Here is a 26,827-nt window from a genome sequence, read left to right on the forward strand (position 1 = left end):
GGGATTTGTCCGATCGCCATCTACCGCAGTAACAGAAGGAGGAATGGATCATGTTGCATGACGCATTTCACTTCTCCTCGCTGGTGTGGGACTGGCCCATCGCCATCTATCTCTTTCTACTCGGCATCTCCGCCGGGGCCACCACCCTCTCGGTGCTGCTGCGCCGCAAGGGGGCAGGCAGCGAGAGCGGCATCATCAAGGCGACCGCCATTCTGGCGCCAGCGAGCGTGATATTGGGGCTGCTGATCCTTATCTTCCATCTGGCCCGCCCCTGGACCTTCTGGAAGCTGATGTTCCACTACCAGTTCGACTCAGTGATGTCGATGGGGGTCATGCTGTTTCAGCTCTATATGGCGGTGCTGTTCGCCTGGCTGGCGGTGGTGTTTCGCGCCGAGATCGAAACCCTGCGCCACCGGTTGCTGAAAGAGAAGTTCGCTTTTGTGGATGGGCTGATTGGCTGGCTTGCCCGCATCGAGCGGCTGCTGGCCCCGCTGTTGCTGCTGCTCGCCGTGCTGCTGGGGGCCTACACCGGCTTTCTGTTGTCGGCCCTCAAGACCTATCCGCTCTTGAACAACCCGGTGCTGCCAGTGCTGTTTCTGGTCTCGGGCATCAGCTCCGGCATCGCCTCCACCATCTTGCTGGCGGTGACGCTCTTCAAGGAGAACCACCACAGCCAGGGGGTGAGCTTTGTCCATCGCTTCGAGCGACCCGTGCTGGCGGTGGAGGTGCTGCTGCTGGTCTGCTTCTTTACCGGCCTCTACTTCGGTGGCGGCCAGAAAGAGGTGGCGATGTGGGCGGCCATCGGCAGCGGCTTCTGGGCTCAGGTGTTCTGGGTCGGCGTGGTGGGGGTCGGCATGCTGCTGCCCCAGCTGCTGGCCCTGCTGACCCCGGCGCCCCTGCGGGAGCGAAACGGCCATCTGGTGCTGGTCTGCAGCCTGACCCTGGTGGGGATCCTGCTGCTGCGCTACTTCGTGCTTTATGCCGGCCAGATGACTGTAGTTTAAAGGTATGATCACCAGCGCCAGCCACCCTCGGGTGACTGGCGCTTATTTGTTGCGATGAGTTGTTGCGATTGGTTGTTGCCAGAAATGTGGATGTTATTCCCCAGCGCCGGTACGGTGCAGACGCTGCGGCATAACATAGACAAATGATTGACTGGAGGTTGTGTGCTGGCGGAGCTCGGCTATCTCTCACTGTTGCTGGCGACCGGACTCGCCCTGCTGCAAGGGCTGCTGCCCTGGCTGGGATTGCGGCTCGCCTCCCCGACACTGCTGCGCTGCGCAAAGCCGCTGGCCCTCCTGGTCGCGCTCCTGCTCGGGGCCGCCCTGCTGCTGCTCGCCAGCTGTTTTGGCCAGGATGACTTCACCCTGGTCTATGTGGCCCAGCACGCCAACAGCGCCCTGCCCCTTGGCTTCAAACTGGCGGCGGTGTGGGGCGGCCATGAGGGCTCCATGCTCTTTTTCGTCTTTGCGTTGGGGCTGTGGGGCGCTCTGGTGGCGATTTGTTCAAAACGGGTAGATCCGCTGATCACAGCCCGGGTATTGGCCATCATGGGGCTGATCGTCGGGCTGTTCGGCCTCTATACCCTGATCTTCTCCAGCCCGTTTGACCGCCAGTTCCCGGGGCCACTGGAGGGGCGTGATCTCAACCCCATGCTGCAGGATATCGGTCTTATCATCCACCCGCCCCTGCTCTATCTCGGTTACGTCGGCTTTGCGGTCAACTTCGCCTTCGCCATGGCGGCGCTGCACTCGGGCAGGCTCGATGGCGCCGTGGCCCACTGGAGCCGACCCTGGGCGCTCGGCTCCTGGGTGTTTCTCACCGCCGGCATCGTGCTGGGCTCCTGGTGGGCCTATTACGAGCTCGGCTGGGGCGGCTGGTGGTTCTGGGATCCGGTGGAAAACGCCTCCCTCTTGCCCTGGCTGCTCGGCACCGCCCTGCTGCACGCCCTGATTGTCTGCGAGAGGCGCGGCGCCTACGGCCACGCCGTGCTGTTGCTCTCCATCTTCACCTTCGCCTTGAGCCTGCTCGGCACCTTCGTGGTGCGCTCCGGGGTACTCACCTCGGTACACGCCTTTGCGGTGGACCCCAGCCGCGGACTCACCCTCTTGTTGCTGCTCAGTTTGCTATTGACCTGCGCCCTCACCCTGTTTGCCCTGCGCGCAGACATTCGCGCCCCCTATGCCCGCTTTGGCTTGCTGTCAAAAGAGGGGCTGCTCGGCGCCGCCATCCTGCTGCTCTGCGTGGCCTGCGCCAGCGTGCTACTCGGCACCTTCTACCCCATGGTGTTCCAGTCGCTCCATCTGGGCTCGCTCTCGGTGGGTGCCCCCTATTTCAATACCATCTTCGTGCCGCTGGCCCTCTGCCTGATGGCGCTGATGACCCAGCTGCCGCGCCTGCGCTGGCAGCAGCTTGCGGCAGGTTCCCGGCTCAACTCGCTGTTGCCGCCGCTGTTTGGCCTGCTTGGTGGCGGGCTGCTTAGCCTTGCCTATCTGGAACAGGGATCGTTTTCCGGTAGCTGGATTGGCATCCTCGCCAATATGGTGAGCCTCTGGCTGATGGCCAGCCTGCTGCTCAATACCCCATGGCGCGAGCTGACCCTCAATCGGTTCGGCAGCCTGCTGGCCCACCTCGGGGTGGCGGTGTGTGCCCTCGGCATCGCTCAGGTGAGTCACCACAGTCAGGAAGGGGGCACAGTGCTTGGTGCCCACCAACCCTACCAACTCGGCGCGTTCGAATTTCGCTATGAGGGGAGCGAGCCGGTGATCGGCCCCAACTATACCACCGAGCGGATCACGCTTAGCGTGCACAAGAGCGGTAAAGAGGTAGCGCAGCTGACACCGGAGCGGCGCCACTACAGCGTGCGCACCATGAACATGAACGAACCGGGCATTGCGTGGGGAATGCTCGGCGATCTCTACGTGGTACTGGGTGAGAAGATGGGACCAGATGCCTATGCCATGCGGCTGCACTACAAGCCGCTGGTGCGCTGGATCTGGTTCGGCGGCCTGTTGATGATGGCGGGCGGCACCCTGCGTCTGCTCGCCCGTCGCCCCTTGCTCGCCTCCCGTTCCGTTATGGTTGGCACCTCCCATCACCCGCTCGAACAGGAGGCGTTATGAGATCCCGCCTGCGCCTCTTTCTTCCACTGCTGCTGACCCTGGGCCTCGGCACCCTGCTCTGGCTCGGCCTTGGCAACAATCCCTACAGCCAGGATGACGCGACGCTCGGACGTACCCTGCCTGCGTGGCAGAGCGACAATCTGCTGGATGGGAGTCCGATCCAGACCGCCAGCCTCAAGGGGGAGCCCTTTGTGCTTAACGTCTGGGCCAGCTGGTGCGCCAACTGCCGCGCTGAACATCCGCTGCTCAGCGAGCTCGCGGCAACAGTGCCCCTCTACGGTCTCAACTACCGGGACAAGGGGGATGCGGCCCGCGCCTGGCTTATCCAGGCGGGCAACCCCTATCGCGCCGTGCTGGCCGACCCCGACGGCAAACTGGCCCTTGAGCTCGGTGTCTACGGCACGCCTGAGACCTATCTGTTTGATGCCGATGGCACCCTGCTCGCCCGCCATACCGGCGAACTCACCAAAGGGATCTGGCAACGCCAGTTTGCCCCCCTGCTCGACCAGGCGCGAACGGACGCACAGATGAAGGCCGCCACAACGGCACCCGCGATTGCGCCATCTATTGCGCCATCTATTGCAACATCAGCTCGGGAGACACAGCCATGATGTGCCGTTCTCTTGCCTGCTCCCTGCTGGCCCTCGGCATGCTGCTGAGTGCCACTGCATATGCCAGCGGGGTCGATACCTATGAGTTTCGCCACCCCGAGCGGCAGACCCGCGCTCAGGAATTGGCCCGCGCCCTGCGCTGCCCCCAGTGCCAGAACCAGAACCTGGTGGAGTCCAATTCCCCCATCGCGCGGGATCTGCGGCTAGAGGTCTACCGCTGGGTGGACGAGGGGCAGAGCGATGAGCAGGTGATCACCCGCATGACAGAGCGCTTCGGCGATTTCGTCCGTTACGATCCCCCCTTCAAGGCCAGCACTGCGCTGCTGTGGGGCGGTCCCCTGCTGCTGTTGGGGCTGGCGCTGTTGACCCTGTTTCGCCGCCTCACGCGCACACAGGTACAAACCATCCCTGTAGCCAAGGCCATCCATGAACCCGCCGCCGATCCCCGCAGCAAATTGAATTGGCTGATCATGCACGGGGAGCAGGCAGGCCTCGCCCCCGACCAACCACTCTACAGGGAGCTGAGCGCCGCCCGCCTGGCCAACGCCATCCCGTCGGCTGAGCTGGCCCTGCGCGCGCAACTGGCCAGCCAGCGTGACAATCGCGGCCGCAATAACCAGCACGGGCGGGCCTTGTTGCTGCTTGGCATCATGGCCATCGCGGCCGTTGCCGCTGTGTATTTCAGCAGCGGCCGCTATCAGGCATGGCAGGATTATGCATCCCGTCCCGATCCGCTGGCGGGGTTGAGCCCGCGGGATCTGCAGGACAAGGAGCTGGGGAGTCTGCATCAGAAGCTTCAACGCAGCCCCGCCGATCTCGACAGCTGGGCGGCGCTCGGCCAGCTTTATCTCTATCGGGGTGAATATGACAACGCCCTGCTCGCCTATAAGCGTATTGCCCTGCTGGAGGGGGGCGCCAGTGCAGCGACCCAGGCCGCCCAAGCCACTGTACTCTACTATCAGGCAGGCCAGCAGCTGACTCCCGAGGCAACCCGCCTGCTGGAGAGTGCCCTCAAGCAGGACGCGGGGGAAGTGAGCGCCCTGATGCTGCTCGCCTCCGATCACTTCCTGCATGGTCGCTACAGTCAGGCCATTGCGCTGTGGCAGCAACTGCTCGATGGCGAGCGCCCTCGTATCAACCGGGCCGCGCTGATCGAGGCGATCCAGACGGCAAGCATAATGGGGGGCTGACCGCCTCCTGTCACTTTGGCCCTCCCCGTCGGCACAGACCAGTGCCGACCGTAAAATCACTTGCCACTCTGACTCGTCCGCCAAACAATACGGCTCTCTTTGGCCAACCTCTGGAGTCACATCATGATCCCCATTCGCTGCAAGGCCGTCTCTGGCGTTGCCCTTACCACTGTCGATGGCGAAACCAAATTGCTGGTGATGAAACGGGTCAAGGGGGTCTTCTGGTGTCATGTGGCGGGCACGATGGAGGCGGGTGAAAACGGCTGGCAGACCATTATTCGGGAGTTTGGCGAAGAGACGGGTATCCGGGTCACCGAGCTCTACAACGGCCAGTATCTGGAGCAGTTTTACGATGCCGCCTTGAATACGGTGGAGGTGGTGCCGGTCTTTGTGGTCTATTGCCCGGCCAATCAGGCGGTGACCCTCAACGACGAGCACACCGAATATCGCTGGTGTTCTCTGACCGAAGCCAAGGCGCTGGTGAGTTTCCCCGGCCAGAAGGCGCTCTACGACCATATCTGGCACCACTTTGTCGACAACGCCCCCTCTCCCCTGATGCGGGTCGATATCCGCTGACCGCGCACAACGTCCCCCTGTAGATACAACACGCCCCCGGATGGGGGCGTGTTGTATCTAAAGCCAGCCATGCGCTTTTGTTAGACCAAGCAGATGGCCTACGGCCGCTCGCCAGCCGCCAGACGGCGGTTGATATCGGCGATAACCGGGGCGATGTCGGCCAGGGTATCAATCACATAGTGTGCCCCCGCCGCCCGCAGTTTGGCCTCGGCCGGTGCGCGCCGGGCGGCGATCTCTGCCTCGCTCATGGCGGCAAACTCGTCCCAGGTGGCACCAAACTCGTTGCCGGAAACCGACAATCCCACCGTCCACATGCCCGCGTTAAGCCCTTCGCTGATACCCGGCACGGCGTCATCCACCTTGATGCAGCGATGCACGGCGCTTATTCCCAGCTCAATCACGTTGGCCAGCGCCATCCAGGGACCGGGGCGACCACCTGCCTTGAGATCGTCGGTGGCGACCCAGTGATCCGGCCGATAGCCGTGATCGGCAGCCGCTGGTACCAGCGCCTCCATCACCGGACGGGGGTAACCGGAGCATGAGCCGATACGCAGCCCCTGGCCCCGCAGAGCATCCAGCACTGGCAACACGCCGGGGATGGGGGCGGCAAAGCGGGTCACGGCGGCAATCTGCAGCGGCATAAAGGTGTGATAAATGTGGTCCACCTCGGCGTGGCTCATAGGATGGCCGAAGCGAGCCTGCCAGCGCGCATCCACCGAGGGCAGACGGCCCAGCGCGGCGATATGATCCCACTTGCCAAGGCCCATAGGCTGGCGCGCCTCATCCAGGGTCACGGGGAAGTCATAGGCGCGGGCGAAGGCCTCGACAAAGATGGAGGTGGGGGCGAAGGAGCCGAAATCGACGACGGTACCGGCCCAGTCGAGGATCAGCGCCTCCACGTCGGTGGTCGGGTGAATGGCAATCTGCAAGTCAGTCATGGTGGTGTTCCTGTTTCGGTGAAAGTGCGATCTCGCCCAATGCGCGATCGAGAATGGTGATGGCGCGCACCAGATCGGCGCGGGTGATATTGAGCGGTGGCGAGAGCTGGATAACGTTCCCTTGGGAAACCTTGAAGCTGAGCCCCAGCTCCAGACAGCGGTAGAGCAGCCGCTCGGCGGCTTGGCTATTGCGGGCGCGACTCTGATGATCGACCACCAGATCGAGCGCCCAAAGCATACCGATACCGCGCACCTGCCCGATCAGCGGGTGACGTTCGGCCAACTTGCCGAGCTCGGCCGCCATAAAACGGCCATCCTCCTGCGCTTTTGCCAGCAACCCCTCTTCGCGGATGGTCGCGATGGTCGCGAGGGCCGCCGCGCAGCCGATGGGGCTCTTCTCGTGGGTGTAGTGACCGAGCGAAATAGCTGCGGCCTGATTGAAACGATCGCGGGTGATGAGCGCGGCAAATGGCACAACCCCGCCCCCCAGCCCCTTGCCCAGGCAGATGATGTCAGGCTCGATGCCGAACTCTTCAAAGCTGAACCAGTGGCCAGTGCGCCCCAAGGCATTGGGGATCTCGTCGACAATCAGCAGCACCTTGTGGCGTTCGCAGATCTCCCGCACCCGCTGCCAGTAGGCCTTCGAGGGCACCTGTACATCGGTATTGCGGATCGGCTCGGCGATAAAGGCGCCGATCCCTCCCTCCTTCTCGATGACGTACTCCAGATAATCGGCGTAGTGCAGGTCATCCCCCTCCCCGCGATACCAGACGCCGCGATAGCGGGTGGGGGGTGGGATGCGCTCCACCCCGGCCATCAGCGGGCCCATACCGGTGCGAAAGCAGGCCTCGCCACCGACCGAGATGGCATCGAGAGAGGCGCCGTGAAAGGCATCCCAGAGGGACACCACCTTGCTGTTGCCGGTGATGAAACGGGCGAGCTTCAGGGCAATCCCCACCACCTCGCTGCCGCCGGGGGCAAACAGCACCCGGTTGAGATCGCCGGGGGCCAGTTCAGCCAGGGTGCGGGCGCAGTCGATGGCAACCTGATGGGTGTAGCGACGGGGCGCGAACGGCAGATCGGCGAGTTGCTGCTGCACCGCGGCCACCACCTTGGGGTGACCGTGGCCCAGCTGATGGACGCTGTTGCCGTGAAAATCGAGATAGCGTTTGCCCGATACGCTGGTCAACCAGCTCCCCTGCGCCCCCTCAAGCAGATCGAGACAGGGGGTGGAGAGCGCCTGATGGAGGAAATAGCGGCTATCCTCCGCCAATCCGGCCCGTACATCTTCGCTCTGGCCCGCCCACCAGCGCGCCCGCCCCTCGCCGAGGTTGATATCCCCTTCGCTGTCGGCACGGCCGCTGCCGTGTAGCTTATGGTCATGCAAATCGCGGCCACGCAGATCACGACCCTGAGCCAGCATGCTGGTCATCGCGCGTCCCCTTGCCAGTAGCAGGCGCTGGCCATGGCGGCGAGCAGATCGCGCACCCGCTCAGGGGTCACGTCGCCGATATTGCCGATACGGAAGCAATCGGCCTGGGAGACCTTGCCTGGATAGATAACAAAACCCTGCGCCTTGAGCCGCTGGTAGAAGTCGGCGAAGCGGTAGTCAGGGTGGGCCGGAGAGTAGAAGGCAGTGATGATGGGAGATTGCCACTGTTCTGGCAGCAGCGGCGCAAAGCCGAGCGCCGCCATCCCCGCCACCAGGGTGCGCTGATTTTCACTGTAACGCTGATGACGGGCGGCAATGCCCCCCTCTTCGTCCAGCTCGCGCAGGGCCTGGGCAAAGGCAAGCACTGTATGGGTGGGCGAGGTAAAGCGCCACTTGCCCCCCTGCTGCTCCATGGTCTGCCACTGGGCATGCAGGTCGAGGGAGACCGAGCGGGCGCGACCGGCGCAGGCCACCAGCGCGGCGCGGCGAGCGATGACAAAACCAAAACCCGGCACCCCCTGAATGCACTTGTTGGCCGAGCTGATGAGAAACTCGATGCCAAGGCGACCCATGTCGATGGGGATACCGCCAAAGCTGCTCATGGCATCGACGATCAGGCGGATGCCGCGGCGCTGGCAGAGCTCAGCCACCTCCTCAAGGGGGTTGAGCATACCGGTGGTGGTCTCGCAGTGCACCATGGCCAGATGGGTGATCTCGGGGTGGCGCGCCAGCATCGCCTCGATGGCGGCGGGTTCGGGGCGGTTGGTCTCGCCGCAATCCAACTCGTGGTGGCGCAGGCCAAGACAGCGGGCCATCTCCCCCATGCGGGCACCGTAGGCACCGTTGTTGATGATCAGCAGACACTCATCGACGCCTATCGCCGAGCCCAGTACGCTCTCCACCACATAGCTGCCACTGCCCTGCAGCAAGACGGCGCTGTAGTCACTTTCATATTCAGGGCCGGTGGCGAGGCGCACCAGCTCGCGGCGGATGGGCTCCACCACACCTTGGTTGTAGTCCGCATCCCAGGTGCAGCTGTCTTGCAGCATGGCGGCACGCACAGTCGCGGTGGTCGAGAGGGGGCCCGGGGTCAGCAGCAGGTAATCGACGGCAGCAGGGGCCGCAGGAATATGGGTCATGACTTCGCTCCTTTTGGTATATACCAGAATGAGCGCATTGTGGGTAACTGCCCCGCCAAGGTCAAAGGGGTGGCGCTACGTGCAACAAAAAATTCATTTTCAGCGCCGGGATCGCGATAATCTAGGAAGCCTGAACAACAGGGGCGATGCTGGTATCTACCAACGCATGTTGATGCTGCCCTTTAACGACCGGGCAGGTGTCCTGCCCTGTGCCCAGCCCATTGCCCAACTCATTGCACAACTTATTGCAAAACCAGGGATTTTCATGAGCAAACCGCAATATCTGCAGATCAAGGATGCCCTCGCCAACCAGATCCTGGCGGGGGGGCTGGCCCCCAACGACAAGCTCCCCTCCGAGCGGCTGCTGGGGGAACTCTATGGCACCACCCGGGTTACCATCCGCGAGGCGCTGGTGCAGCTGGAGGCGAACGGCCTTATCTATCGGGAGGATCGCCGCGGCTGGTTTGTCACCCCGCCGCGCTTTCGCTTGAACCCCAGACGCACCTCCAACTTTCACCAGATAGTGCGGGAGCAAGGGGGTGAGCCGCGCACCGAGCTGCTGGAGAAAAACCGCCAGGCGGTGCCGCCCGCGTTGATGGCGCAGTTGCAGCTCAAGCCGTTTGACAGCCTCTTTTTGCTCAAGCGGCTGCGCTACGCCAACGGGCGCGCCATCTGCTACTGCGAGAACCACTGCCTGCCAGAGCGGGTGCCCGGCCTGCTGGAGCTGGATCTCAACGGCAGTCTGACCGAGATCTACCAAGCCCATTACGATCTTCATTATGCCCGCATGCAGGTGCGTTTCTTCCCCACCGCCCTGCCGGACGAGGTAGCCAAGGCGCTGGGGGCCACCGCCGGCCTACCCGCCCTGCGCCTCGAGCGGCTCAACTTCGATCAGCACGGCCGGGTGCTCGACTTCGATCTGGAGTACTGGCGCCACGACAGTCTGGAGATCGAGGTGGATACCCAGGATTAGTCACGGATAAATCAGGAACGGCAAAACGTCACGGGGCTGTCACGGTCACGTCATAAAGATCCCCTAGCCTCTCTCTCGACCAATCTGGTTTATACCAAACCAATTTAACTGGAGAAGAGGATGAAACAGGGAACCCATCTGCTGGCCGCCGCCGTGCTGGCTGCCATGACCGCCCCGGCACTGGCCGCGACCGATCTCACCGTCTACACCGCCTTCGAACCGGAGCAGCTCAACGAGCTGAAAACCGCGTTCGAACGCCAGCATCCGGATATCAACATCAAGTGGGTGCGTGACTCCACCGGCGTGGTCACCGCCCGCTTGCTGGCAGAAAAAGCCCAGCCCAAAGCGGATGTGGTGTGGGGACTGGCCGCCACCAGCCTGATGCAGCTCGATCAGCAGCAGATGCTCAATGCCTATGCACCGAAAGGACTGGACAAGCTCGACAGCCGCTTTCGCGACAACAAGGCCGAGCCGCACTGGATCGGTCTGGACGCCTTCTTCAGCGCCATCTGCTTCAACAAGGTAGAGGCCGAGAAACAGGGAATCCCGGCCCCCACCAGCTGGGCCGACCTCACCAAGCCCATCTACAAGGGCAAGGTGATCATGCCCAACCCCAGCTCCTCCGGCACCGGTTACCTGAGCGTTGCTGGCTGGCTGCAGACCATGGGCGAGCAGCAGGGCTGGCAATTTATGAACGGCCTGCACCAGAACATCGACCGCTACACCCACTCGGGCTCCGCCCCCTGCAAGCTGGCCGCCAGCGGTGAAACGGTGATCGGTATCTCCTTCGACTTCCCGGCTACCAGCCTCAAGGCCAAGGGCGCCCCCATCGAGGTGGTGTTCCCTAAAGAGGGGTCGGGCTGGGATATGGAAGCTGCCGCCATCATCAAGGGCACCCCCAAGCTGGAAGCAGCCAAACAGCTGCTCGACTTTGCCGCCACCGAACAGGCCAACGCCCTCTACAACAAATCGTTCGCCGTGGTCGCCATCCCCGATGTGGCCCAACCGAGAGCGGGCTATCCGGCGGATATCAAAGGCCAGATGATCGACAACGACTTTAGCTGGGCCGCCCGCGAGCGCAACACCATCCTGGCCCAGTGGAGCGCCAGCTTCGACGGCAAGACCGAAGCCAAACAGTAAGCGTGAAGGGCGGCGGTTTGTTCACGCCAGACACACCGCCGCCAATAAACTGCCAGTCGAAGGCCAACAGCTGTTGGCCTTCGCTTTTTGGTTTTAACTTCCCGAGTTTGTATTGCATTCCATTAGCGACGCTTCGCCCATTCACACAGGGCCCAGCCACTTGCTGACGACCCGTCGTCATCTGACTGTCATCAAGCTGTCATCCCCCGATCACCTGACCGTCACACTTCACCCGCAAACTGGTATATACCAAATCAGTAGTGAGTCGAACCATGACCCAGCCCTATCTGGACATTCAACATCTCAACAAGCAGTTCGGTGCTTTTCAAGCCCTCAAGGGGATCTCTCTGACCATTGAGCCGGGGGAGTTTATCTGCTTTCTCGGCCCCTCCGGCTGCGGCAAGACCACCCTGCTCAGAGCCATCGCCGGGCTGGATCTGCCGGACAGCGGCGAGATCTGGCAAGGGGGGCGCAATATCTCCCGCCTGCCGCCCCAGGAGCGCGATTTTGGCATCGTGTTTCAGTCCTATGCTCTCTTCCCCAACCTGACGGTTGCCCAGAACATCGCCTTCGGCCTTGAGAATCAGGGGTTGGCGCGGGATCTCATCAAGGAACGGGTGGACCACTGGCTGGGGCTGGTGGATCTCACTGCCCAGTCCCACAAATACCCGAGCCAGATCTCCGGCGGCCAGCAGCAGCGGGTGGCGCTGGCCCGGGCCTTGGCCCTCTCCCCTGGCCTGCTGTTGCTGGACGAACCGCTCAGCGCGCTGGATGCGCTGGTGCGCACCCATCTTCGCAGCGAGATCCGCGCCCTGCAGCAGCGCCTTGGCATCACCACCATCATGGTGACCCACGATCAGGAAGAGGCGCTGACCATGGCTGATCGCATCGTGGTGATGGAGGGCGGCCGCATCGTACAGGTGGGCACCCCGCAGGAGATCTACCACCAGCCTGCCAGCCGTTTCGTGGCAAGCTTTGTCGGCACCATGAACTTCCTCGACACCCTGGTGCTGAGCCCCAATCAGGTGCGCCTCAACGAACAACAGCTGACACTTGCCAACCAGGCCGCTGCCGGCAGCAAATTGCAGGTGGCGATCCGCCCCGAGGCAATCACCCTGAGTGCGCCGAGCGAGCCGTATCTTGGCCAACATGGCGTTGAAGCAACCATCGATCAGGTGGAGTTTCTCGGCGCCGCCCAGCGCCTTATCTGCACCGCCGACACCTATCTGGGCCCGCAGCAAATTCTGGTGGAGCGCCCGACCCACGAGCTGCCCCGCCACGAACAGGGTGGCTGGCGCAGTGGCATGCGCTGCTCGCTGCACTGGCCCGCCGGAGCGATGCAGCTGTTTGAAGGAGATCGCCCATGACTGCCCCCTTTGTGACCTCCTCCCTGTTGCCGCCAGCGACAGCCCGCCATGACTCTCGCTGGCAGCGGCTTTGTCGTGGCTGGAGCCGGGATCAGCTGCTGCAACTGATCCTGCTGGTGCTCGGCATTGCCCTGCTCACCGGCGGTCTGCTGCTGCCGCTGCTCACCATGCTGCAAAAGAGCCTGCAGGATGAGAACGGCCTCTGGGTGGGCCTTGCCAACTTCAGCGCCTACTTCGACTCCCCTCATCTGGGGCGCACCATCGGCAACACCCTCTGGCTCGGGGTGCTGATCACCGCGCTGGTGGTGACCATCGCCTTTGGCTACGCCTACGCCCTCACCCGCACCTGTATGCCGGGCAAGCCCCTGTTTCGCCTCATCGGTTTGATCCCGCTGTTGATGCCCTCCCTGTTGCCCGCCATCAGTCTGGTCTACTGGTTTGGCAATCAGGGGATCGCCAAGGGGCTGCTCGGCGGCGAGAGCATCTACGGCCCCATCGGCATCGTCATTGGTCTGGGCTTCTGGTGCTTCCCCCACGCCCTGATGATCCTTATCACTGCGCTCGGCCAGAGCGACGCCCGCCTCTATGAAGCCTCCCGGGTGCTGGGCAGCAGCGGCTGGCGCACCTTTGTCACTGTCACCCTGCCTACCGCCCGTTATGGCCTGCTCAGCGCCGCCATCGCCGTCTTCACCCTCACCATCTGCGACTTCGGGGTTGCCAAGGTGATTGGCGGCCAGTACAGCGTGCTGGCCACCGACATCTACCGGCAGGTGATCGGGATGCAGTACTTCTCGCTGGGCGCCGTTGCCAGCGTCACCCTGCTGCTGCCGGCACTATTGAGCTTTGCGCTGGAACACAGGGTACGCAGCAAGATGCAGGAGCAGAGCAGCACCAAGGCGGTGCCCTATCAGCCCAAACCCCATCGGCTGCGGGATCTGCTGGCGCTCGGCTGGTGCATGCTCTGGGCCCTGCTGTTTCTGGCGCTGGTGGGGATGGCCATTTACGGCTCCCTGGTACAGTTCTGGCCCTACAACCTCGCTCTGACGCTGGATCACTACGCCTTTGACAGCAACAGCGTCTACGGCTGGCAGCCCTTTACCAACACCTTGCAGCTGGGCCTCTATACCGCGCTTATCGGCACCGTGCTGGTGATGGTGCTGGCCTGGGCGCAGGAGAAGGGCCGCCACTTTGCGCCGCTGCGCCAATTGCTACACCTGCTTGCCATGCTGTCGCTGGCGGTGCCCGGCATGGTGCTGGGGCTCGGTTACATCTTCTTTTTCAACGGCAATCCGCTCTTTGGCGGCCTCTATGGCACTCTGCCGCTGATGGTGCTCTCCTGCGTCATCCACTACTACACGGTGGGTCATATGACGGCGCTGACCAGCCTCAAGCAGTTGCCCAAGGAGCTGGAGCTGGTGGCCATCTCATTACGCATTCCGCTCTGGAAGGCGTTCTGGCGAGTCACCCTGCCCGCCTCCCTGCCCGCACTGCTGGAGATCTTTATCTATCTGTTCGTCAACGCCATGACCACCACCTCGGCGGTGATCTTCCTCTACTCGAGCGACAGCGTGCTCGCCTCCATCGCCGTGCTGAACATGGAGGATTCCGGCGATACCGCCGCGGCCGCCGCCATGGCCACCCTGATCCTGCTGGCCGCCGCCACCGTCAAGCTGCTCCAGCTCTTTTTGAGCCGCGCCCTGCTGGATTGCACCCAGCGCTGGCGCCACCAATAACCTTATCGAGGAGTCATCATGTCCACTCTCCCCTTCTGGCTGGCCGAAGCGCTCGCCGCCGAACAGCCCGCGCCGCCCACGCCCCTAGTCGGCAACCACGAGGCCGATGTCTGCATCGTCGGTGGCGGTTTTACCGGGCTATGGAGCGCCATCGCCCTTAAACAGACCGAGCCTGCCTTACGCATCATGGTGCTGGAAAAAGATCGCTGCGGCAGCGGCGCCTCCGGGCGCAACGGCGGCTGCCTGCTCACCTGGTCGGCGAAGTATTTGACGTTAAGGCGCCTGTTTGGCGAGCAGCAGGCCGCATGGCTGGTACAAAGATCCGAGCAGGCGGTACACGAGATCGCCCACTTCTGCGAACAGCACAACATAGAGGCAGAGCTGAGGGTCGAGGGCACCTGCTACACCGCCACCAGCGAGGCGCAGCGCGGCCTGATGGAGCCGGTATTGCAGGAGCTACAGCGCGCCGGTCTTAACCAGTGGCAGGCGATTGCGGAGGGTGAACTGGCGAGCCAGAGCGGCTCCCACGTTCATCTGGAGGGGCTCTACAGCCCCCACGCCGGTTCGGTGCAACCGGCACTGCTGGTGCGCGGCCTGCTGCGGGTGGCGCTGGAACTGGGGGTCGAGGTCTATGAACACTCCCCTATGCGGCGCCTTGAGGCGGGCCAGCCTGCGCGGGTGCAAACGCCACAGGGCGAGGTGCGTGCCCGCAAGGTGGTGCTGGCCCTCAACAGCGCCATGGTGCAGCACTTTCGCGAGTTTCGCCGCAGCATAGTGCTGGTCTCCTCCGATATGGTGATAACCGACCCCGCACCGGATGCACTGGCTGCCCAGCAGCTTGAGCACGGCCGCTCCGTGGTGGATGGCCGCACCTTTGTCCATTACTACCGATCCACCCCGCAAGGGCGGCTGATGCTGGGCAAGGGGGGCAACACCTTCGCCTTTGCCAACCGCCATCTAGCCGAGTTTGATGCCCCCAGCCGCTATCTTGCCCCCCTCACCCGCACCCTGCGCCGCTTCTTTCCGGCGCTTAAAGAGGTGCCCATCGCAGCCAGCTGGTGCGGCGCCTCCGACCGCTCGGTGGATGGCCTCCCCTTCTTCGGCCACTGGCGAGGGCAGCCCAATATCGTCTATGGTCTCGGCTACTCCGGCAACGGAGTGGCGCAAAGCTGGATCGGCGGCCAGATCCTGGCGGCTTTGGTGCGCGATGAAGTGCGGGAGGAGGACAAACCGTGGCGTGAATGTGCGCTGGTCAGCGGCCCGCGCGGCTACTTCCCGCCCGAGCCCTTTCGCTGGCTGGGCGCCATGGCGGTGCGCAACGCCATCCGGCGCAAAGAACGAGCGGAAGATGAGAACCGCCCGGTAGCCTGGTATGACAAACAGCTGGCCAAACTTGCCGATGCGGCGGGCAAGGCGGATAAATAGCCCGGCGATAGAGGGCAACCATTTCTCATACTGTTTCGCCCCACACCCTATTTCTTGAAACTGCCGACCCGAGGGTCGGCATTTTTACAGGTGAAATCTGAGGGAGCATTATCGCCAAGCGTGATCCGCTGATGGGCCCCAGCGGCGGCAGGGTTGAGATAGCGTGATTTGTAGGTTGGCGCAGAGCATAGCGAAGCCCAACAGGCGAGCATGATTACGTCAACCAGAGCGGGATAAACGAGGATGTGGCAGAGCAGTAAACAGATTGACAAGCATATTTCACGGTACAAACGTTGGGCTTCACTTCGTTCAGCACCAACCTACCTTTTTAGCCCAACATACGAGATGTTCTTCCTGCTGGCCGCCCGTGACTTCACCGGCAGCACCCTGATCGGCACCATCGCCGGTTTCGAAGGCATCATCTGTGGCGCCAGCGCCATCTACCTGGCCATGGCCACCGTGATCAACGAGCAGTTCGGCCGCACCGTGATGCCAATCGGCGATCACAAGAAAGCCGCCGCCGTACAGCTGAAAGCCGCTGCCTGATAGGCAAGCCACTCAGATTGTGAAAAAGGCACCCTCGGGTGCCTTTTTGCTATCTCGAATAACCATTCAACCGATCGGTTATCAGCTAAGTGACCCGGCGTCCACCTCCCCCGCCAGCAAGCGGGTCGCGGGAAAACGCTGCGCGGGATCCTGGCTAAAGAACTGGCTCAGTTGCCGGTATACCGCGGGATAGACCTGCTGCAGCCGCAGCGGATCAGTAAAGAAGCACTCGCAGCTGACGGCAAAAAACTCCGCGGGATGTTCGGCAGCATAGGGATCGATATCGGTCACTTCGTCCCGATCAAGCTGCTGGCACAGCGTATCGAAGGCGCTCTGAAATGCCTGTTGCCACAGCAGGCTGCTCATCTGCCCCGGCAACGGCGGCGCGCCGTCCGCCTCACCGCCCAGCATGTCGAGCTTGTGAGCCAGCTCGTGGATCACCAGATTAAAGCCGTCCCAGTCACCATCCTGCTGCAGTTCGCTCCAGGCCAGCACCAGCGGCCCTTGCGGCCAGGATTCACCAGCGTTCTCCTCTTCAAACTCGCTCACCAGCCCGAACTCATCCTGCACCTCCTGACGCCGGGTGACGGGTTCGGGAATGATGATGATTTCGTGAAAGCCGCGATACCAGTCGATACCGAGATGAAGAATGGGCAACGCCGCCTGTAGCGCCAGCACCGCCTGTTGGCGTGGGCTGAGCTCGACCCCGATCAGGGTCAGGGTCTTGCGCTTGAGCAGCTGTTGCCCCAAGCCGATAAGCGTTGTCTGCTCGGTGTCGCTGAGCCCTTGCAAGATGGGCACTGCCGCCAGCGCCTGACGCCACAGCGCCAACTCATCCTCACTCATGGGCGTTTGCGGGCGACCACCCAGCCATTTGAACCATCCCAGCACGCCTACTCCTTCTTTTGATGCAAACAACAGGTCACAACAGTTTGACGAACCGTTTCGGCCGCTCCTGATAATCCTGCGCCAGATAGAAACGGTGGGCCGCCTCGCGCTTGAGGCTGCTGGATAGCTCCAGCTGGGCGCAACCTGCGGCCCGCGCCATCGCTTCTGCTCCTTTGAGCAAGGCTGCGCCCACTCCCGCCCCTCTTGCCCCTTCATCGACAACCAGCGCCGAGATCAGGCCCCAAGCTGGTGCAACATGCAGCGGTGCCAGCTTGTGCCACACCAGCACGCCAACCACCTTGTCGGCCAGGGATGCGAGCAGCACAACGCTCGCGGGATCCGGCGCCAACAGGCGCGCCGTCACGTCAGCGCCTTCGGCAGGATACCCCAATTGGCTGAACAGGTGGGCGATGGCGCTCCCGTCGTCGGCCTCAGGGGGACGGATCGTCAACGTCTCAGGGTCATTTTTCATTGTTGGCCTCATGTTTGCTTTCCATTGTGTTACGCCCGTCACATTGTCCGGCGCAGATCAACAAGGAGGATCTCATCTTTACTCATAGAAAACGCTGCCTGCCATTATCCCCCCACCCTTGTCAATTCACAAATTTGCAACAAGGCAACATTTTTCGCTGGGAAGCACCGATACAACTCGATATGTTACAAGCCATGCATGGCGCGTGTTTGCGCTCTGCTTAACCCCTCAACCTCGCGCTCATTTGTTAACTGGATTGTTAACAAACAGGGCCGAAAACAGTGACAGAGAGCGAGGCCAAGATCTCGCCAAGACAGCGCCACAAACACAACAAAGGAGTTGTTGTACATGAATGAAATCGTCAATGCCATCAATGGTGTAATCTGGAGCCCTGCGCTCATCTACCTGTGTCTGGGGGTCGGTCTTTACTTCTCCCTGCGCACCCGTTTTTTGCAACTGCGTCATATCAAAGAGATGGTGCGCCTGATGTTTGATGGCAAGAGCACCGATGCCGGTGTCTCCTCCTTCCAGGCGCTGGCCATGACCCTGGCTGGTCGCGTTGGTACCGGTAACATCGCCGGTGTGGCCACCGCCATCACCTTCGGTGGCCCGGGCGCCCTGTTCTGGATGTGGATGGTTGCCTTCCTCGGCGCCAGCTCCGCCTTCGTGGAGTCCACTCTGGGTCAAGTTTACAAAGAGAAGATCAACGGTGAATACCGCGGCGGCCCGGCCTTCTATATCGAGAAAGGGCTTGGCATGAAATGGTACGCCTGGACCTTCGCCATCGCCACCGTCTTCGCCTGCGGCGTGCTGCTGCCGGGCGTGCAGGCCAACTCCATCGGTTCAAGCCTGCAGACCGCCTTTAATATCGATCCGAACGTCACAGCCGCCGGTCTGGCGCTGCTGCTCGGCTTTATTATCTTCGGTGGCGTCAAGCGCATCGCCAACTTCGCCAGTACCGTAGTACCCTTTATGGCGCTGGGCTACATCATCGTGGCTTGCGTCATCATCGCCCTCAATATCGGCCAGCTGCCGGGCGTGATCCTGCTGATCTGGAAGAGCGCCTTCGGTCTGGATGCCGGTTTCGGTGCTATTCTGGGTCTAGCCATCATGTGGGGGGTAAAACGCGGGGTCTACTCCAACGAAGCGGGTCAGGGTACCGGACCGCACGCCTCCTCTGCTGCGGCAGTGAGCCACCCGGCCAAGCAGGGTCTGGTGCAGGCGTTCTCCGTCTATATCGACACCCTGTTCGTCTGCTCCGCCACCGGCTTTATGCTGCTGATCACCGGTCTCTATAACGTACAAGGGCCGGACGGCGCCGCCATCTACACAGGTATTGCCGGTATCGCAGCAGGCCCGGGCTATGTGCAGACCGCCATGGAGAGCATGATGCCGGGCTTTGGCAGCATTTTCGTGGCTATCGCGCTGTTCTTCTTCGCGTTCACCACCATCGTTGCCTACTACTACATCGCCGAAACCAACATCGCCTACATCAACCGCAAGATAAATCGCCCCTGGCTCACCTTCTTGCTGAAGATTGCGCTGATGGCTGCCACCGTCTACGGCACCGTCAAGACGGCGGATCTGGCGTGGGGCATGGGTGATATCGGGGTCGGCCTGATGGCATGGCTCAACATCATCGCCATCCTGCTGCTGCAAAAGACCGCCTTCACCTGTCTGAAGGATTATGAAGCGCAGCAGGCACAAGGGATTGACCCCGTATTCCACCCGGAGAAGCTCGGCATCAAGAACGCCGATTACTGGGTGGGCAAGCGCTCCGAAGAGAACCTTGAGCGGGAGAAATCGGGCCATCAGTTCGAGCCGGATCAGGATCGCAAGACCTCCTGAACCAGAACGACATAAAACATCAATAGAAATGGCAGCCTCGGCTGCCATTTCTTTTTCCTGTCACCTCATCTCAAAGCGGATTGCGGCGCGGCCCGAAGGACAGCCGCCAGCGAAACAGGCTGTTAAGGGTGGCCCGCCACTGATTGGGTAGCCCCAGGATCTGCTTTTGCAACCGGGTCTCCTCTTTGAGCATCGCCTCGTCGCTGCGGGCCCAAGCCTGACTGTAGAGCTGCTTGATCCCCGCCAGCGCATCCGGTGACTTGGTGATCAGGGTGCGGGCAAACTCCCGCGCCTCCACCAGCGGATCGGCGCAGACTCGGCTCACCATCCCGAGGGATTTGGCCTCGACGGCATCCAGCTCGCGCCCGCTCATGGCAAGCTCCATAGCGGTATCCAGCCCCATCAGGTTGCGCATGGTGACGCTGCCGCTCATGTCGGGAATGATGCCCCACTTGATCTCCATCACCGAGAAGCGGCAATCGGGGGTGCTGAAGCGAAAATCGGCGCCGAGCGCAATCTGCAGACCACCGCCAAAACAGACTCCCTGGGTCACCGCAATCACCGGCACCGGCAGCTGGTGCCAACCATAGGCAACCCGCTGTGCCAGATTGGTCGCCTCGTCCGCTTCACGCTTGAGAATATCGAGCGCCGCCACCGGCTGTCTCAGCATGGATTTCACATCCAGCCCAGCGCAGAAGGCTCGCCCCTCGCCATGCAGGATCACCGCCCGCAGCCCCTTGTGCCGGGCGAGTTGCGTCAGCGTCTCATCGATGGCACTGAACATGGCGCGGTCCAGCGCATTGAGTTTATCCCCCCGCGTCAGCATCACTTCGGCAATCCCGTCGTGGATCTCACACTTGATCCTTGGTTTTTCCATCTCCCTTGTCCTCTCCTTGATCCCTGAAACTGACTCACTGGTCATACCACCACGTTATCAGAGTGTGAACAGGCGGTACAGCTGAGACTAAAGTCGGCTGGTCGCCTCCCCCTCCCTTTGTCACACTGGGAGCTGCATGTGTGCCGCAAGCCAGCAGAGGACGCTGTCATGTCAACCCTGTTCAATTTTGCCAGACCACCGTTCGACCGACTGGATGAGGAGGCGCGCGAGCGGCTCTCCCGTCACCTCTCGCTCTGCTATTTTCGGGCCGGGGAGCTGCTGCTCAAGGAGGGGGAGGAGCCTCCCGGCCTCTATCTCATCATCAAGGGGGCGGTGGAAGAGTCTGCTCCTCACCACCAGTTTGGTGATTACGGGGTCGATGATCTGTTCGATGTGCGCGCCCAGTTTGATGGCCGCTGCCGCCACCGCTTCACCGCGCTGGAAGATAGCCTCTGTCAGCTCATCCCTCGCCACACCTTTCTGGCGCTCTGTGAGCAGGATCCGCAGTTTGCCAGCTACTTCACCGCCAATCTGGCCGAACGCCAGCGCCAGCAGGAGCAACGCGAACAACTGGGTCAGAAGAATCTGGCGGAATTTATCCTGACCCGCATCGAACCCGGCCACTTGCAAGCACCGCTTATCGTCGACAGCAAGCTGTCACTGCTGGCGGCGACCGAAGCCATGGTGAGCAAGGGGACCGATTGCCTGCTCTACCCCGCCCACGATGGCTCCCTCACGCTGGCAACCCGCAAGACTTTGCTCCACGCCCTGACCCTCAAGGGATTGCCGCTGACGGCCCCCCTCTCTGTGCTGACCCCTACTCCTCTGATTGGTCTGCCGCTGGAGAGCTATCTGTTTGATGCCCTGCTGCTGATGACCCGCCATCGCATCAAGCGACTGGTGGTGTGGCGTGGCAACGAGGTGGCGGGGATCCTGCAACTGACTCAGGTGCTGGGGCTCTTCTCGACCCACTCCCACGTGCTGACCCTGCGCATCGCCCGTGCCGACAGCCTGCCGGCGCTGGAGGCGGTGGCCCGCGAGCAGCAGCAATTGACCCGATCCCTGTTTGCCCAAGGGATCCACACCGCCTTTTTGATGAAGCTCATCGCCACCATCAACGAACAGCTGATCGCCAAAGCCTTTGCGCTGGTGATCTCCCCCGAGGTGCAGGATAGAGTCTGCCTGTTGATGCTGGGCTCGGAGGGGCGCGGCGAGCAGATCCTCAAAACCGATCAGGACAACGCCCTGATCCTGCCAGAGGGGCTGGCATGGCCCACCCAGGCAGCCGATCTGGCCGAATTCAGCGCCCTGCTGGAGCGGCTCGGCTACCCGCTGTGCCCCGGGCAGGTGATGGTGAACAATCCGGCCTGGGTGAAAACGGGCAGCGAGTGGCAAAGCGCTATTGCCAGCGCCTGTACTACGGCAAAGGAGGATGAGCTGCTCTGGCTCGCCACCCTGGCCGATGCTCACCCCATCGCGGGGGATCGACAGCTCCATCTGCCGGTTGCCAGAGCGCTGCGCGAGCAGTTGGCGGACAGGCGGGATCTGCTGGCGGAGATGGTGCGACCAGCGGTGGCCTTTCACGCGCCGCTCACCCTGTTTGGCCGGCTGGAGCAGCCACCGGAAGGGCTGGATCTGAAGCGGGGCGGCCTGTTCCCGCTGGTGCACGGTATCCGCATGTTGGCCCTTGAGGCAGGCATTCTGGAAACCTCAACCCTGGGGCGTATCGATGCGCTGGTGGCCGCCGATCGGCTCAGTGCCGACTATGGCAGCAATCTGGCGGAGGCGTTTCGGCTCTTTATCCGGCTGAGGCTGCGCAGCCAGCTAAAGGGAGGCAATAGTCGGGTGCAGACAAGCGAGCTTAGCCACAGCGAGCGGGATCTGTTGCGTCAGGCGCTGCATCAGGTGAAGAAATTCCAGCAGTGGCTCACCTTGCACTTTCGTCTGAGACAATAACCATGTTGAGCCGCGTTCGACGCTACTGGTATGGCCGTGCGTTCCGAATGGGCGAGTTCGCGCCGCTCTTTGCCACCCCACCGGAAGATGAACGGATCGCCCTCGATTTCGAGACCACCAGTCTCGATCCCGAGCAGGCCGAGATCGTCTCCATCGGGGCGGTGCGCATTCAGGGCAACCGGCTGCTGACCGGCGAGGCCCTCGCCATCAAGGTACAGCCACCGGCCAGCCTGACCAGCCAATCTGTGGTGATCCACGGTCTGCGCCATCAGGATCTGCAACAGGGAATGGAGCTGGAAGCCGCGCTGCGCCTGCTACTCGACTATATCGGCCCGCGCGAACTGGTGGGCTATCACATCGCCTACGACCTGCGCATTCTCAATCTTGCCTGCCAGAAATTGTGGGGATTGACCCTGCCCCAGCGAGGGATCGAGGTGAGCCAGCTCTATCACGACCACCTCTATCGCCGCTATCCCGATGCGGCCATTGACCTCCACTTAAGTGCCATCTGCAGCCACCTTGAACTGCCATCCCTGCCCGCCCACGACGCCCTTGCCGATGCCACCACGGCCGCGCTCATCTACCTGCGCCTGACCTGCGGCTCGCCACTGGCTTATCCCAAAGTCTAATTGTCGACAAATAACATTTAATTCACATTTTGCTTACATGAGCAGATTGCCTGCTCGTCGGGGTTACCCCATCCACCGCTGACACTCATGTCATGGAGAACTGCAATGGAACAGCAAAGCTATCTGAGGATCCAGCAAGATCCCAACTTCCAGGAGCTGGTCGCCAAGCGCCAGCGTTTTGCCTGGGCCCTCTCGGCTCTGATGCTGGGACTCTACCTGGCGTTTATTCTGCTCATCGCCTTTGCCCCCGGTTGGCTGGGCACCCCGCTCAGCGACAGCACCACCGTCACCCGTGGCATTCCGGTCGGGGTGGGACTGATCCTCTCCTCCTTCGTGTTGACCGGCATCTATGTGTTTCGGGCCAACGGCGAGTTTGACGAGCTGAATCAGAAGATCCTCAAGGGAGTGCAGTCATGAGCGCAAAAAGCATGAAAGGCAAGTGGCTGCTGTTGGCCTCACTGGCCTCCTCCCCCCTGCTGGCAGCGGATGCGCTGACCGGCGAGGTACAACGCCAACCCCTCAATGTATCGGCCATCGTGATGTTCGTGGTCTTTGTGGCCGCCACCCTGTTCATCACCTATTGGGCCTCCAAGCGCAACCGCTCGGCTTCCGACTACTATGCGGCCGGTGGCCGTATCACCGGCTTCCAGAACGGTCTGGCAATCGCCGGTGACTATATGTCCGCCGCCTCCTTCCTCGGGATCTCCGCGCTGGTCTACACCTCCGGTTATGACGGCCTCATCTACTCCATCGGCTTTCTGGTGGGCTGGCCCATCATTCTGTTCCTGATCGCCGAGCGGCTGCGCAACCTCGGCAAATATACCTTCGCCGATGTCGCCTCCTATCGTCTCAAGCAGACTGAAGTCCGCACCCTCTCCGCCTGCGGTTCGCTGGTGGTGGTCGCCCTCTACCTGATCGCCCAGATGGTCGGTGCCGGCAAACTGATCGAGCTGCTGTTTGGCCTGCAATACCATGTGGCCGTGGTGCTGGTCGGTATCCTGATGGTGCTCTACGTGCTGTTTGGCGGCATGCTGGCCACTACCTGGGTGCAGATCATCAAGGCAGTGATGCTACTCTCCGGTGCCAGCTTCATGGCCATCATGGTCATGAAATCGGTCAACTTCGATATCGGTGCCCTGTTTAGCGAAGCGGTCAAGGTGCACGAGAAAGGGATCGCCATCATGAGTCCGGGTGGCCTGGTTGCTGACCCCATCTCCGCCATCTCGCTCGGGCTGGCATTGATGTTCGGTACCGCCGGTCTCCCCCATATCCTGATGCGTTTCTTCACCGTGAGTGACGCCAAAGAGGCGCGTAAATCGGTGTTCTACGCCACCGGCTTTATCGGTTACTTCTACATCCTCACCTTCATCATTGGCTTTGGCGCCATCTTGCTGGTCAGCACCAACCCGGCCTTCAAGGACGCCACCGGCGCCCTGCTGGGCGGCACCAACATGGCAGCCGTCCACCTGGCCAATGCGGTTGGTGGCAGCCTGTTCCTCGGCTTCATCTCCGCCGTGGCATTTGCCACCATTCTGGCGGTAGTTGCCGGATTGACCCTGGCGGGAGCCTCTGCGGTCTCCCATGACCTCTATGCCAGCGTGTTGAAGAAGGGCAAGGCTAACGAGACCGATGAACTGCGTGTCTCCAAGATGACGACTCTGGTGCTGGGCGTGGTTGCCATTGGTCTGGGGATCCTGTTCGAGAAGCAAAACATCGCCTTCATGGTCGGTCTGGCCTTCTCCATCGCCGCCAGCTGCAACTTCCCGGTACTGTTCCTCTCCATGTTCTGGTCACGCCTGACCACCCGTGGCGCCGTCTACGGTGGCTGGCTGGGACTGGTGAGCGCCGTAACCCTGATGATCCTGGGCCCGACCGTGTGGGTGAAAGTGCTGGGCCATGCCCAAGCCATCTTCCCCTACGAATACCCTGCCCTCTTCTCCATGGGGTTGGCCTTCGTCGGGATCTGGTTCTTCTCCATCACCGACAGCTCCCAGAACGCCGCCGACGAACATGCCAAGTTCTTGCCGCAGTTCGTTCGCTCCCAAACCGGGCTGGGAGCCTCTGGCGCCACCTCCCACTAACAGATCAAGTTCATCCTTCCAAGCCGGCTTCATGCCGGCTTTTTTATTGCCCATCAATCGGCTGCACGCCCCGCTTGCCCCGATCAAGATCACACTTCTCGCTAAAACTTTCGGGGGATCTGTGCCATAATGCGCGCCATTTGACAGACCAATCGGGACACATACCTTGTTAAGTAGCAACAACATCACCATGCAGTTCGGCGCCAAGCCGCTGTTTGAGAACATCAACGTCAAGTTTGGCGGCGGCAACCGCTATGGCCTTATCGGCGCCAACGGCTGTGGCAAGTCCACCTTCATGAAGATCCTCGGTGGTGATCTGGAGCCCACTGGCGGTAATGTGAGCCTGGACGTCAACGAGCGCATCGGTAAGCTGCGTCAGGATCAGTTCGCCTACGAAGATATGCGCGTACTGGACGTGGTCATGATGGGTCACACCGAGCTGTGGGCGGCTATCGCCGAGCGCGATGCCATCTACGCCAACCTCGAAGCCACCGACGAAGACTATATGAAGGCCGCCGAGCTGGAAGGTCTGGTCGCCGAATATGACGGCTACACCGCTGAAGCGCGTGCAGGCGAGCTGCTGCTGGGTGTCGGCATTCCCCTTGAGCAGCACAACGGCCCGATGAGCGAAGTGGCCCCAGGCTGGAAACTGCGGGTGCTGCTGGCACAGGCGCTGTTCTCCAACCCTGACATCCTGCTGCTGGACGAACCGACCAACAACCTAGATATCAACACCATTCGCTGGCTGGAGCAGGTGCTCAACGAACGTGAAAGCACCATGATCATCATCTCTCACGACCGTCACTTCCTGAACTCTGTCTGTACCCACATGGCGGATCTGGACTACGGCGAGCTGCGCGTTTACCCGGGCAACTACGACGACTACATGCTGGCCGCCACCCAGGCGCGCGAGCGTCTGCTGGCCGACAACGCCAAGAAGAAGGCCCAGATCGCCGATCTGCAATCCTTCGTCTCCCGTTTCAGCGCCAACGCCTCCAAGTCCCGTCAGGCGACCTCTCGTCTCAAGCAGATCGACAAGATCAAGATTGAGGACGTCAAGGTCTCCAGCCGCCAGAACCCATTCATCCGCTTCGAGCAGGACAAAAAGCTCTATCGCAACATCCTGGAAGTGGAAGGTGTATCCAAGGGTTATGGCGACGGTCCCCTGTTCAAGGGCCTCAACATGATGATGGAAGTGGGCGAGAAGGTCGCCATTCTGGGTACCAACGGTATCGGTAAATCCACTCTGATCAAGACCCTGGTCGGCGCACTGGCACCGGATACCGGCACCATCAAGTGGTCCGAGAACGCCCAGATCGGTTACTACGCTCAGGATCACGCCGAAGACTTCGACACCGACCTCAACGTGTTCGACTGGATGGCCCAGTGGAAACAGGAGAACGAAGACGAGCAGGCTGTACGCTCCATACTGGGCCGTCTGCTCTTCTCTCAGGACGACATCAAGAAGCCGGTCAAGGTGCTCTCCGGTGGTGAACAGGGTCGCATGCTGTTCGGCAAGCTGATGATGCAGCGCCCCAATATCCTGATCATGGATGAGCCGACCAACCACCTGGACATGGAATCCATCGAATCCTTGAACATGGCACTGGAGCTCTACCAGGGGACCCTGATCTTCGTCTCCCACGACCGCGAGTTCGTCTCATCTCTGGCGACCCGTATCCTGGAACTGACCGAAGATGGTATCCGCGACTTCGGCGGCACCTACGAGGATTACCTGCGCACTCAGGGCGTGGTGTAACCCCTGCGCAGCACAAGCTAGCAATGAGAAATCGGCACTTATGTGCCGGTTTTTTTATATCTCATGTTTATGGCGACTGATATGGCTTACGGCTACGCAGCGATCACTGGGAGCTGGGCTTGATT

23 protein-coding genes are annotated in these 26,827 nt (G+C 61.7%); 17 read left to right on the forward strand and 6 right to left on the reverse strand.

Translation table 11 applies throughout. The features are described from left to right. The first annotated feature begins 50 nt into the window (after window positions 1-50). From nrfD to AB5Y90_RS04000, 5 genes are all read left to right on the forward strand, one after another. Window positions 51-1,004, forward strand: coding sequence for a cytochrome c nitrite reductase subunit NrfD (nrfD, locus tag AB5Y90_RS03980; protein WP_307895011.1), 954 nt, complete (start codon window positions 51-53; stop codon window positions 1,002-1,004). Window positions 1,005-1,166: 162 nt separating this feature from the next. Next, on the forward strand, window positions 1,167-3,122 hold the full coding sequence (gene nrfE, locus AB5Y90_RS03985) for a heme lyase NrfEFG subunit NrfE (protein ID WP_307895012.1): 1,956 nt from the start codon (window positions 1,167-1,169) through the stop codon (window positions 3,120-3,122). Further along, window positions 3,119-3,733, forward strand: a complete 615-nt coding sequence (locus AB5Y90_RS03990; RefSeq protein ID WP_244776063.1) for a DsbE family thiol:disulfide interchange protein — start codon at window positions 3,119-3,121, stop codon at window positions 3,731-3,733. The genes nrfE and AB5Y90_RS03990 overlap by 4 nt, the downstream gene beginning before the upstream one ends. Further along, window positions 3,730-4,923, forward strand: coding sequence for a heme lyase NrfEFG subunit NrfF (gene nrfF / locus AB5Y90_RS03995; protein WP_307895013.1), 1,194 nt, complete (start codon window positions 3,730-3,732; stop codon window positions 4,921-4,923). Before AB5Y90_RS03990 ends, nrfF begins: the two co-directional genes overlap by 4 nt. A gap of 123 nt (window positions 4,924-5,046) precedes the next feature. Beyond that, window positions 5,047-5,499 (forward strand): NUDIX pyrophosphatase, encoded by a 453-nt coding sequence (locus tag AB5Y90_RS04000; protein WP_307895014.1) that lies wholly within the window; start codon window positions 5,047-5,049, stop codon window positions 5,497-5,499. A 98-nt stretch (window positions 5,500-5,597) separates the two neighbouring features. On the opposite strand, the gene phnX is transcribed toward AB5Y90_RS04000, so the two are convergent. From phnX to phnW, 3 genes are read right to left on the reverse strand one after another with little or no spacing between them, the layout of a single operon-like run. Further along, window positions 5,598-6,437, reverse strand: coding sequence for a phosphonoacetaldehyde hydrolase (gene phnX, locus AB5Y90_RS04005; RefSeq protein WP_181223997.1), 840 nt, complete (start codon window positions 6,435-6,437; stop codon window positions 5,598-5,600). Next, window positions 6,430-7,869: an aspartate aminotransferase family protein gene (locus AB5Y90_RS04010; RefSeq protein ID WP_181223996.1), complete on the reverse strand. Its 1,440-nt coding sequence runs from the start codon at window positions 7,867-7,869 to the stop codon at window positions 6,430-6,432. Before AB5Y90_RS04010 ends, phnX begins: the two co-directional genes overlap by 8 nt. Further along, on the reverse strand, window positions 7,866-9,008 hold the full coding sequence (gene phnW / locus AB5Y90_RS04015) for a 2-aminoethylphosphonate--pyruvate transaminase (RefSeq protein WP_181223995.1): 1,143 nt from the start codon (window positions 9,006-9,008) through the stop codon (window positions 7,866-7,868). The genes AB5Y90_RS04010 and phnW overlap by 4 nt, the downstream gene beginning before the upstream one ends. Window positions 9,009-9,273: 265 nt before the next feature. On the opposite strand from phnW, the gene phnR reads away from it, so the two are divergent. From phnR to AB5Y90_RS04045, 6 genes are all read left to right on the forward strand, one after another. After that, on the forward strand, window positions 9,274-9,981 hold the full coding sequence (gene phnR, locus AB5Y90_RS04020) for a phosphonate utilization transcriptional regulator PhnR (RefSeq protein ID WP_162519648.1): 708 nt from the start codon (window positions 9,274-9,276) through the stop codon (window positions 9,979-9,981). 120 nt (window positions 9,982-10,101) lie between these two features. Next, on the forward strand, window positions 10,102-11,121 hold the full coding sequence (locus AB5Y90_RS04025) for a putative 2-aminoethylphosphonate ABC transporter substrate-binding protein (protein ID WP_307895016.1): 1,020 nt from the start codon (window positions 10,102-10,104) through the stop codon (window positions 11,119-11,121). A gap of 272 nt (window positions 11,122-11,393) precedes the next feature. Then, the gene (locus AB5Y90_RS04030; RefSeq protein WP_307895017.1) at window positions 11,394-12,488 is read left to right on the forward strand and encodes a putative 2-aminoethylphosphonate ABC transporter ATP-binding protein; all 1,095 of its coding nucleotides are present in this window, start codon (window positions 11,394-11,396) and stop codon (window positions 12,486-12,488) included. Continuing rightward, window positions 12,485-14,221 (forward strand): putative 2-aminoethylphosphonate ABC transporter permease subunit, encoded by a 1,737-nt coding sequence (locus AB5Y90_RS04035; protein WP_307895018.1) that lies wholly within the window; start codon window positions 12,485-12,487, stop codon window positions 14,219-14,221. Before AB5Y90_RS04030 ends, AB5Y90_RS04035 begins: the two co-directional genes overlap by 4 nt. 18 nt (window positions 14,222-14,239) lie before the next feature. Continuing rightward, on the forward strand, window positions 14,240-15,646 hold the full coding sequence (locus tag AB5Y90_RS04040) for an FAD-dependent oxidoreductase (protein WP_307895019.1): 1,407 nt from the start codon (window positions 14,240-14,242) through the stop codon (window positions 15,644-15,646). A gap of 243 nt (window positions 15,647-15,889) precedes the next feature. After that, complete coding sequence (locus AB5Y90_RS04045) at window positions 15,890-16,192, forward strand: acetate uptake transporter (protein ID WP_272940572.1); 303 nt, start codon at window positions 15,890-15,892, stop codon at window positions 16,190-16,192. Between the two features lie 81 nt (window positions 16,193-16,273). Here AB5Y90_RS04045 and AB5Y90_RS04050 read toward each other — a convergent pair whose 3' ends face one another. Both AB5Y90_RS04050 and AB5Y90_RS04055 read right to left on the reverse strand, forming a co-directional pair. Next, entirely contained in the window at window positions 16,274-17,038 is a 765-nt protein-coding gene (locus AB5Y90_RS04050; protein ID WP_307896860.1) for a zinc-dependent peptidase, read from the reverse strand. Between the two features lie 76 nt (window positions 17,039-17,114). Beyond that, window positions 17,115-17,552, reverse strand: coding sequence for a GNAT family N-acetyltransferase (locus AB5Y90_RS04055; protein ID WP_139494245.1), 438 nt, complete (start codon window positions 17,550-17,552; stop codon window positions 17,115-17,117). Window positions 17,553-17,900: 348 nt separating this feature from the next. Here AB5Y90_RS04055 and AB5Y90_RS04060 point away from each other — a divergent pair, with 348 nt between their 5' ends. Continuing rightward, the gene (locus AB5Y90_RS04060; RefSeq protein WP_139476900.1) at window positions 17,901-19,400 is read left to right on the forward strand and encodes a sodium:alanine symporter family protein; all 1,500 of its coding nucleotides are present in this window, start codon (window positions 17,901-17,903) and stop codon (window positions 19,398-19,400) included. A gap of 70 nt (window positions 19,401-19,470) precedes the next feature. Here the strand turns inward: AB5Y90_RS04060 and AB5Y90_RS04065 are convergent, their stop codons facing one another. After that, window positions 19,471-20,277: a crotonase/enoyl-CoA hydratase family protein gene (locus AB5Y90_RS04065; protein WP_307895021.1), complete on the reverse strand. Its 807-nt coding sequence runs from the start codon at window positions 20,275-20,277 to the stop codon at window positions 19,471-19,473. A gap of 168 nt (window positions 20,278-20,445) precedes the next feature. Here AB5Y90_RS04065 and AB5Y90_RS04070 point away from each other — a divergent pair, with 168 nt between their 5' ends. From AB5Y90_RS04070 to AB5Y90_RS04090, 5 genes are all read left to right on the forward strand, one after another. Continuing rightward, complete coding sequence (locus tag AB5Y90_RS04070) at window positions 20,446-22,233, forward strand: putative nucleotidyltransferase substrate binding domain-containing protein (RefSeq protein WP_307895022.1); 1,788 nt, start codon at window positions 20,446-20,448, stop codon at window positions 22,231-22,233. A 2-nt stretch (window positions 22,234-22,235) separates the two neighbouring features. Beyond that, a complete protein-coding gene (locus AB5Y90_RS04075) occupies window positions 22,236-22,862 on the forward strand; it encodes a 3'-5' exonuclease (RefSeq protein WP_307895023.1) in 627 nt (208 codons plus the stop codon). Between the two features lie 105 nt (window positions 22,863-22,967). Then, entirely contained in the window at window positions 22,968-23,279 is a 312-nt protein-coding gene (locus AB5Y90_RS04080; protein ID WP_005336970.1) for a DUF485 domain-containing protein, read from the forward strand. A gap of 11 nt (window positions 23,280-23,290) precedes the next feature. Then, window positions 23,291-24,943 carry a cation acetate symporter gene (locus AB5Y90_RS04085; protein ID WP_026035062.1) on the forward strand — a complete coding sequence of 551 codons (1,653 nt, stop codon included), beginning with the start codon at window positions 23,291-23,293 and terminating at the stop codon, window positions 24,941-24,943. 166 nt (window positions 24,944-25,109) lie between these two features. Beyond that, complete coding sequence (locus tag AB5Y90_RS04090; protein WP_040068106.1) at window positions 25,110-26,702, forward strand: ABC-F family ATPase; 1,593 nt, start codon at window positions 25,110-25,112, stop codon at window positions 26,700-26,702. Window positions 26,703-26,827: the final 125 nt, after the last annotated feature.

This window comes from Aeromonas sp. R4-1, from assembly GCF_040908325.1.
GTDB lineage: Bacteria > Pseudomonadota > Gammaproteobacteria > Enterobacterales > Aeromonadaceae > Aeromonas > Aeromonas veronii.

Coding starts and splice junctions, on each gene's coding strand:
- nrfD (WP_307895011.1), top strand. CDS start 51: ATGTTGCATGACGCATTTCACTTCTCCTCGCTGGTGTGGGACTGGCCC.
- AB5Y90_RS03990 (WP_244776063.1), top strand. CDS start 3,119: ATGAGATCCCGCCTGCGCCTCTTTCTTCCACTGCTGCTGACCCTGGGC.
- nrfF (WP_307895013.1), top strand. CDS start 3,730: ATGATGTGCCGTTCTCTTGCCTGCTCCCTGCTGGCCCTCGGCATGCTG.
- AB5Y90_RS04000 (WP_307895014.1), top strand. CDS start 5,047: ATGATCCCCATTCGCTGCAAGGCCGTCTCTGGCGTTGCCCTTACCACT.
- phnX (WP_181223997.1), bottom strand. CDS start 6,437: ATGACTGACTTGCAGATTGCCATTCACCCGACCACCGACGTGGAGGCG.
- AB5Y90_RS04010 (WP_181223996.1), bottom strand. CDS start 7,869: ATGACCAGCATGCTGGCTCAGGGTCGTGATCTGCGTGGCCGCGATTTG.
- phnW (WP_181223995.1), bottom strand. CDS start 9,008: ATGACCCATATTCCTGCGGCCCCTGCTGCCGTCGATTACCTGCTGCTG.
- phnR (WP_162519648.1), top strand. CDS start 9,274: ATGAGCAAACCGCAATATCTGCAGATCAAGGATGCCCTCGCCAACCAG.
- AB5Y90_RS04025 (WP_307895016.1), top strand. CDS start 10,102: ATGAAACAGGGAACCCATCTGCTGGCCGCCGCCGTGCTGGCTGCCATG.
- AB5Y90_RS04030 (WP_307895017.1), top strand. CDS start 11,394: ATGACCCAGCCCTATCTGGACATTCAACATCTCAACAAGCAGTTCGGT.
- AB5Y90_RS04035 (WP_307895018.1), top strand. CDS start 12,485: ATGACTGCCCCCTTTGTGACCTCCTCCCTGTTGCCGCCAGCGACAGCC.
- AB5Y90_RS04040 (WP_307895019.1), top strand. CDS start 14,240: ATGTCCACTCTCCCCTTCTGGCTGGCCGAAGCGCTCGCCGCCGAACAG.
- AB5Y90_RS04045 (WP_272940572.1), top strand. CDS start 15,890: ATGTGGCAGAGCAGTAAACAGATTGACAAGCATATTTCACGGTACAAA.
- AB5Y90_RS04050 (WP_307896860.1), bottom strand. CDS start 17,038: ATGAGTGAGGATGAGTTGGCGCTGTGGCGTCAGGCGCTGGCGGCAGTG.
- AB5Y90_RS04055 (WP_139494245.1), bottom strand. CDS start 17,552: ATGAAAAATGACCCTGAGACGTTGACGATCCGTCCCCCTGAGGCCGAC.
- AB5Y90_RS04060 (WP_139476900.1), top strand. CDS start 17,901: ATGAATGAAATCGTCAATGCCATCAATGGTGTAATCTGGAGCCCTGCG.
- AB5Y90_RS04065 (WP_307895021.1), bottom strand. CDS start 20,277: ATGGAAAAACCAAGGATCAAGTGTGAGATCCACGACGGGATTGCCGAA.
- AB5Y90_RS04070 (WP_307895022.1), top strand. CDS start 20,446: ATGTCAACCCTGTTCAATTTTGCCAGACCACCGTTCGACCGACTGGAT.
- AB5Y90_RS04075 (WP_307895023.1), top strand. CDS start 22,236: ATGTTGAGCCGCGTTCGACGCTACTGGTATGGCCGTGCGTTCCGAATG.
- AB5Y90_RS04080 (WP_005336970.1), top strand. CDS start 22,968: ATGGAACAGCAAAGCTATCTGAGGATCCAGCAAGATCCCAACTTCCAG.
- AB5Y90_RS04085 (WP_026035062.1), top strand. CDS start 23,291: ATGAAAGGCAAGTGGCTGCTGTTGGCCTCACTGGCCTCCTCCCCCCTG.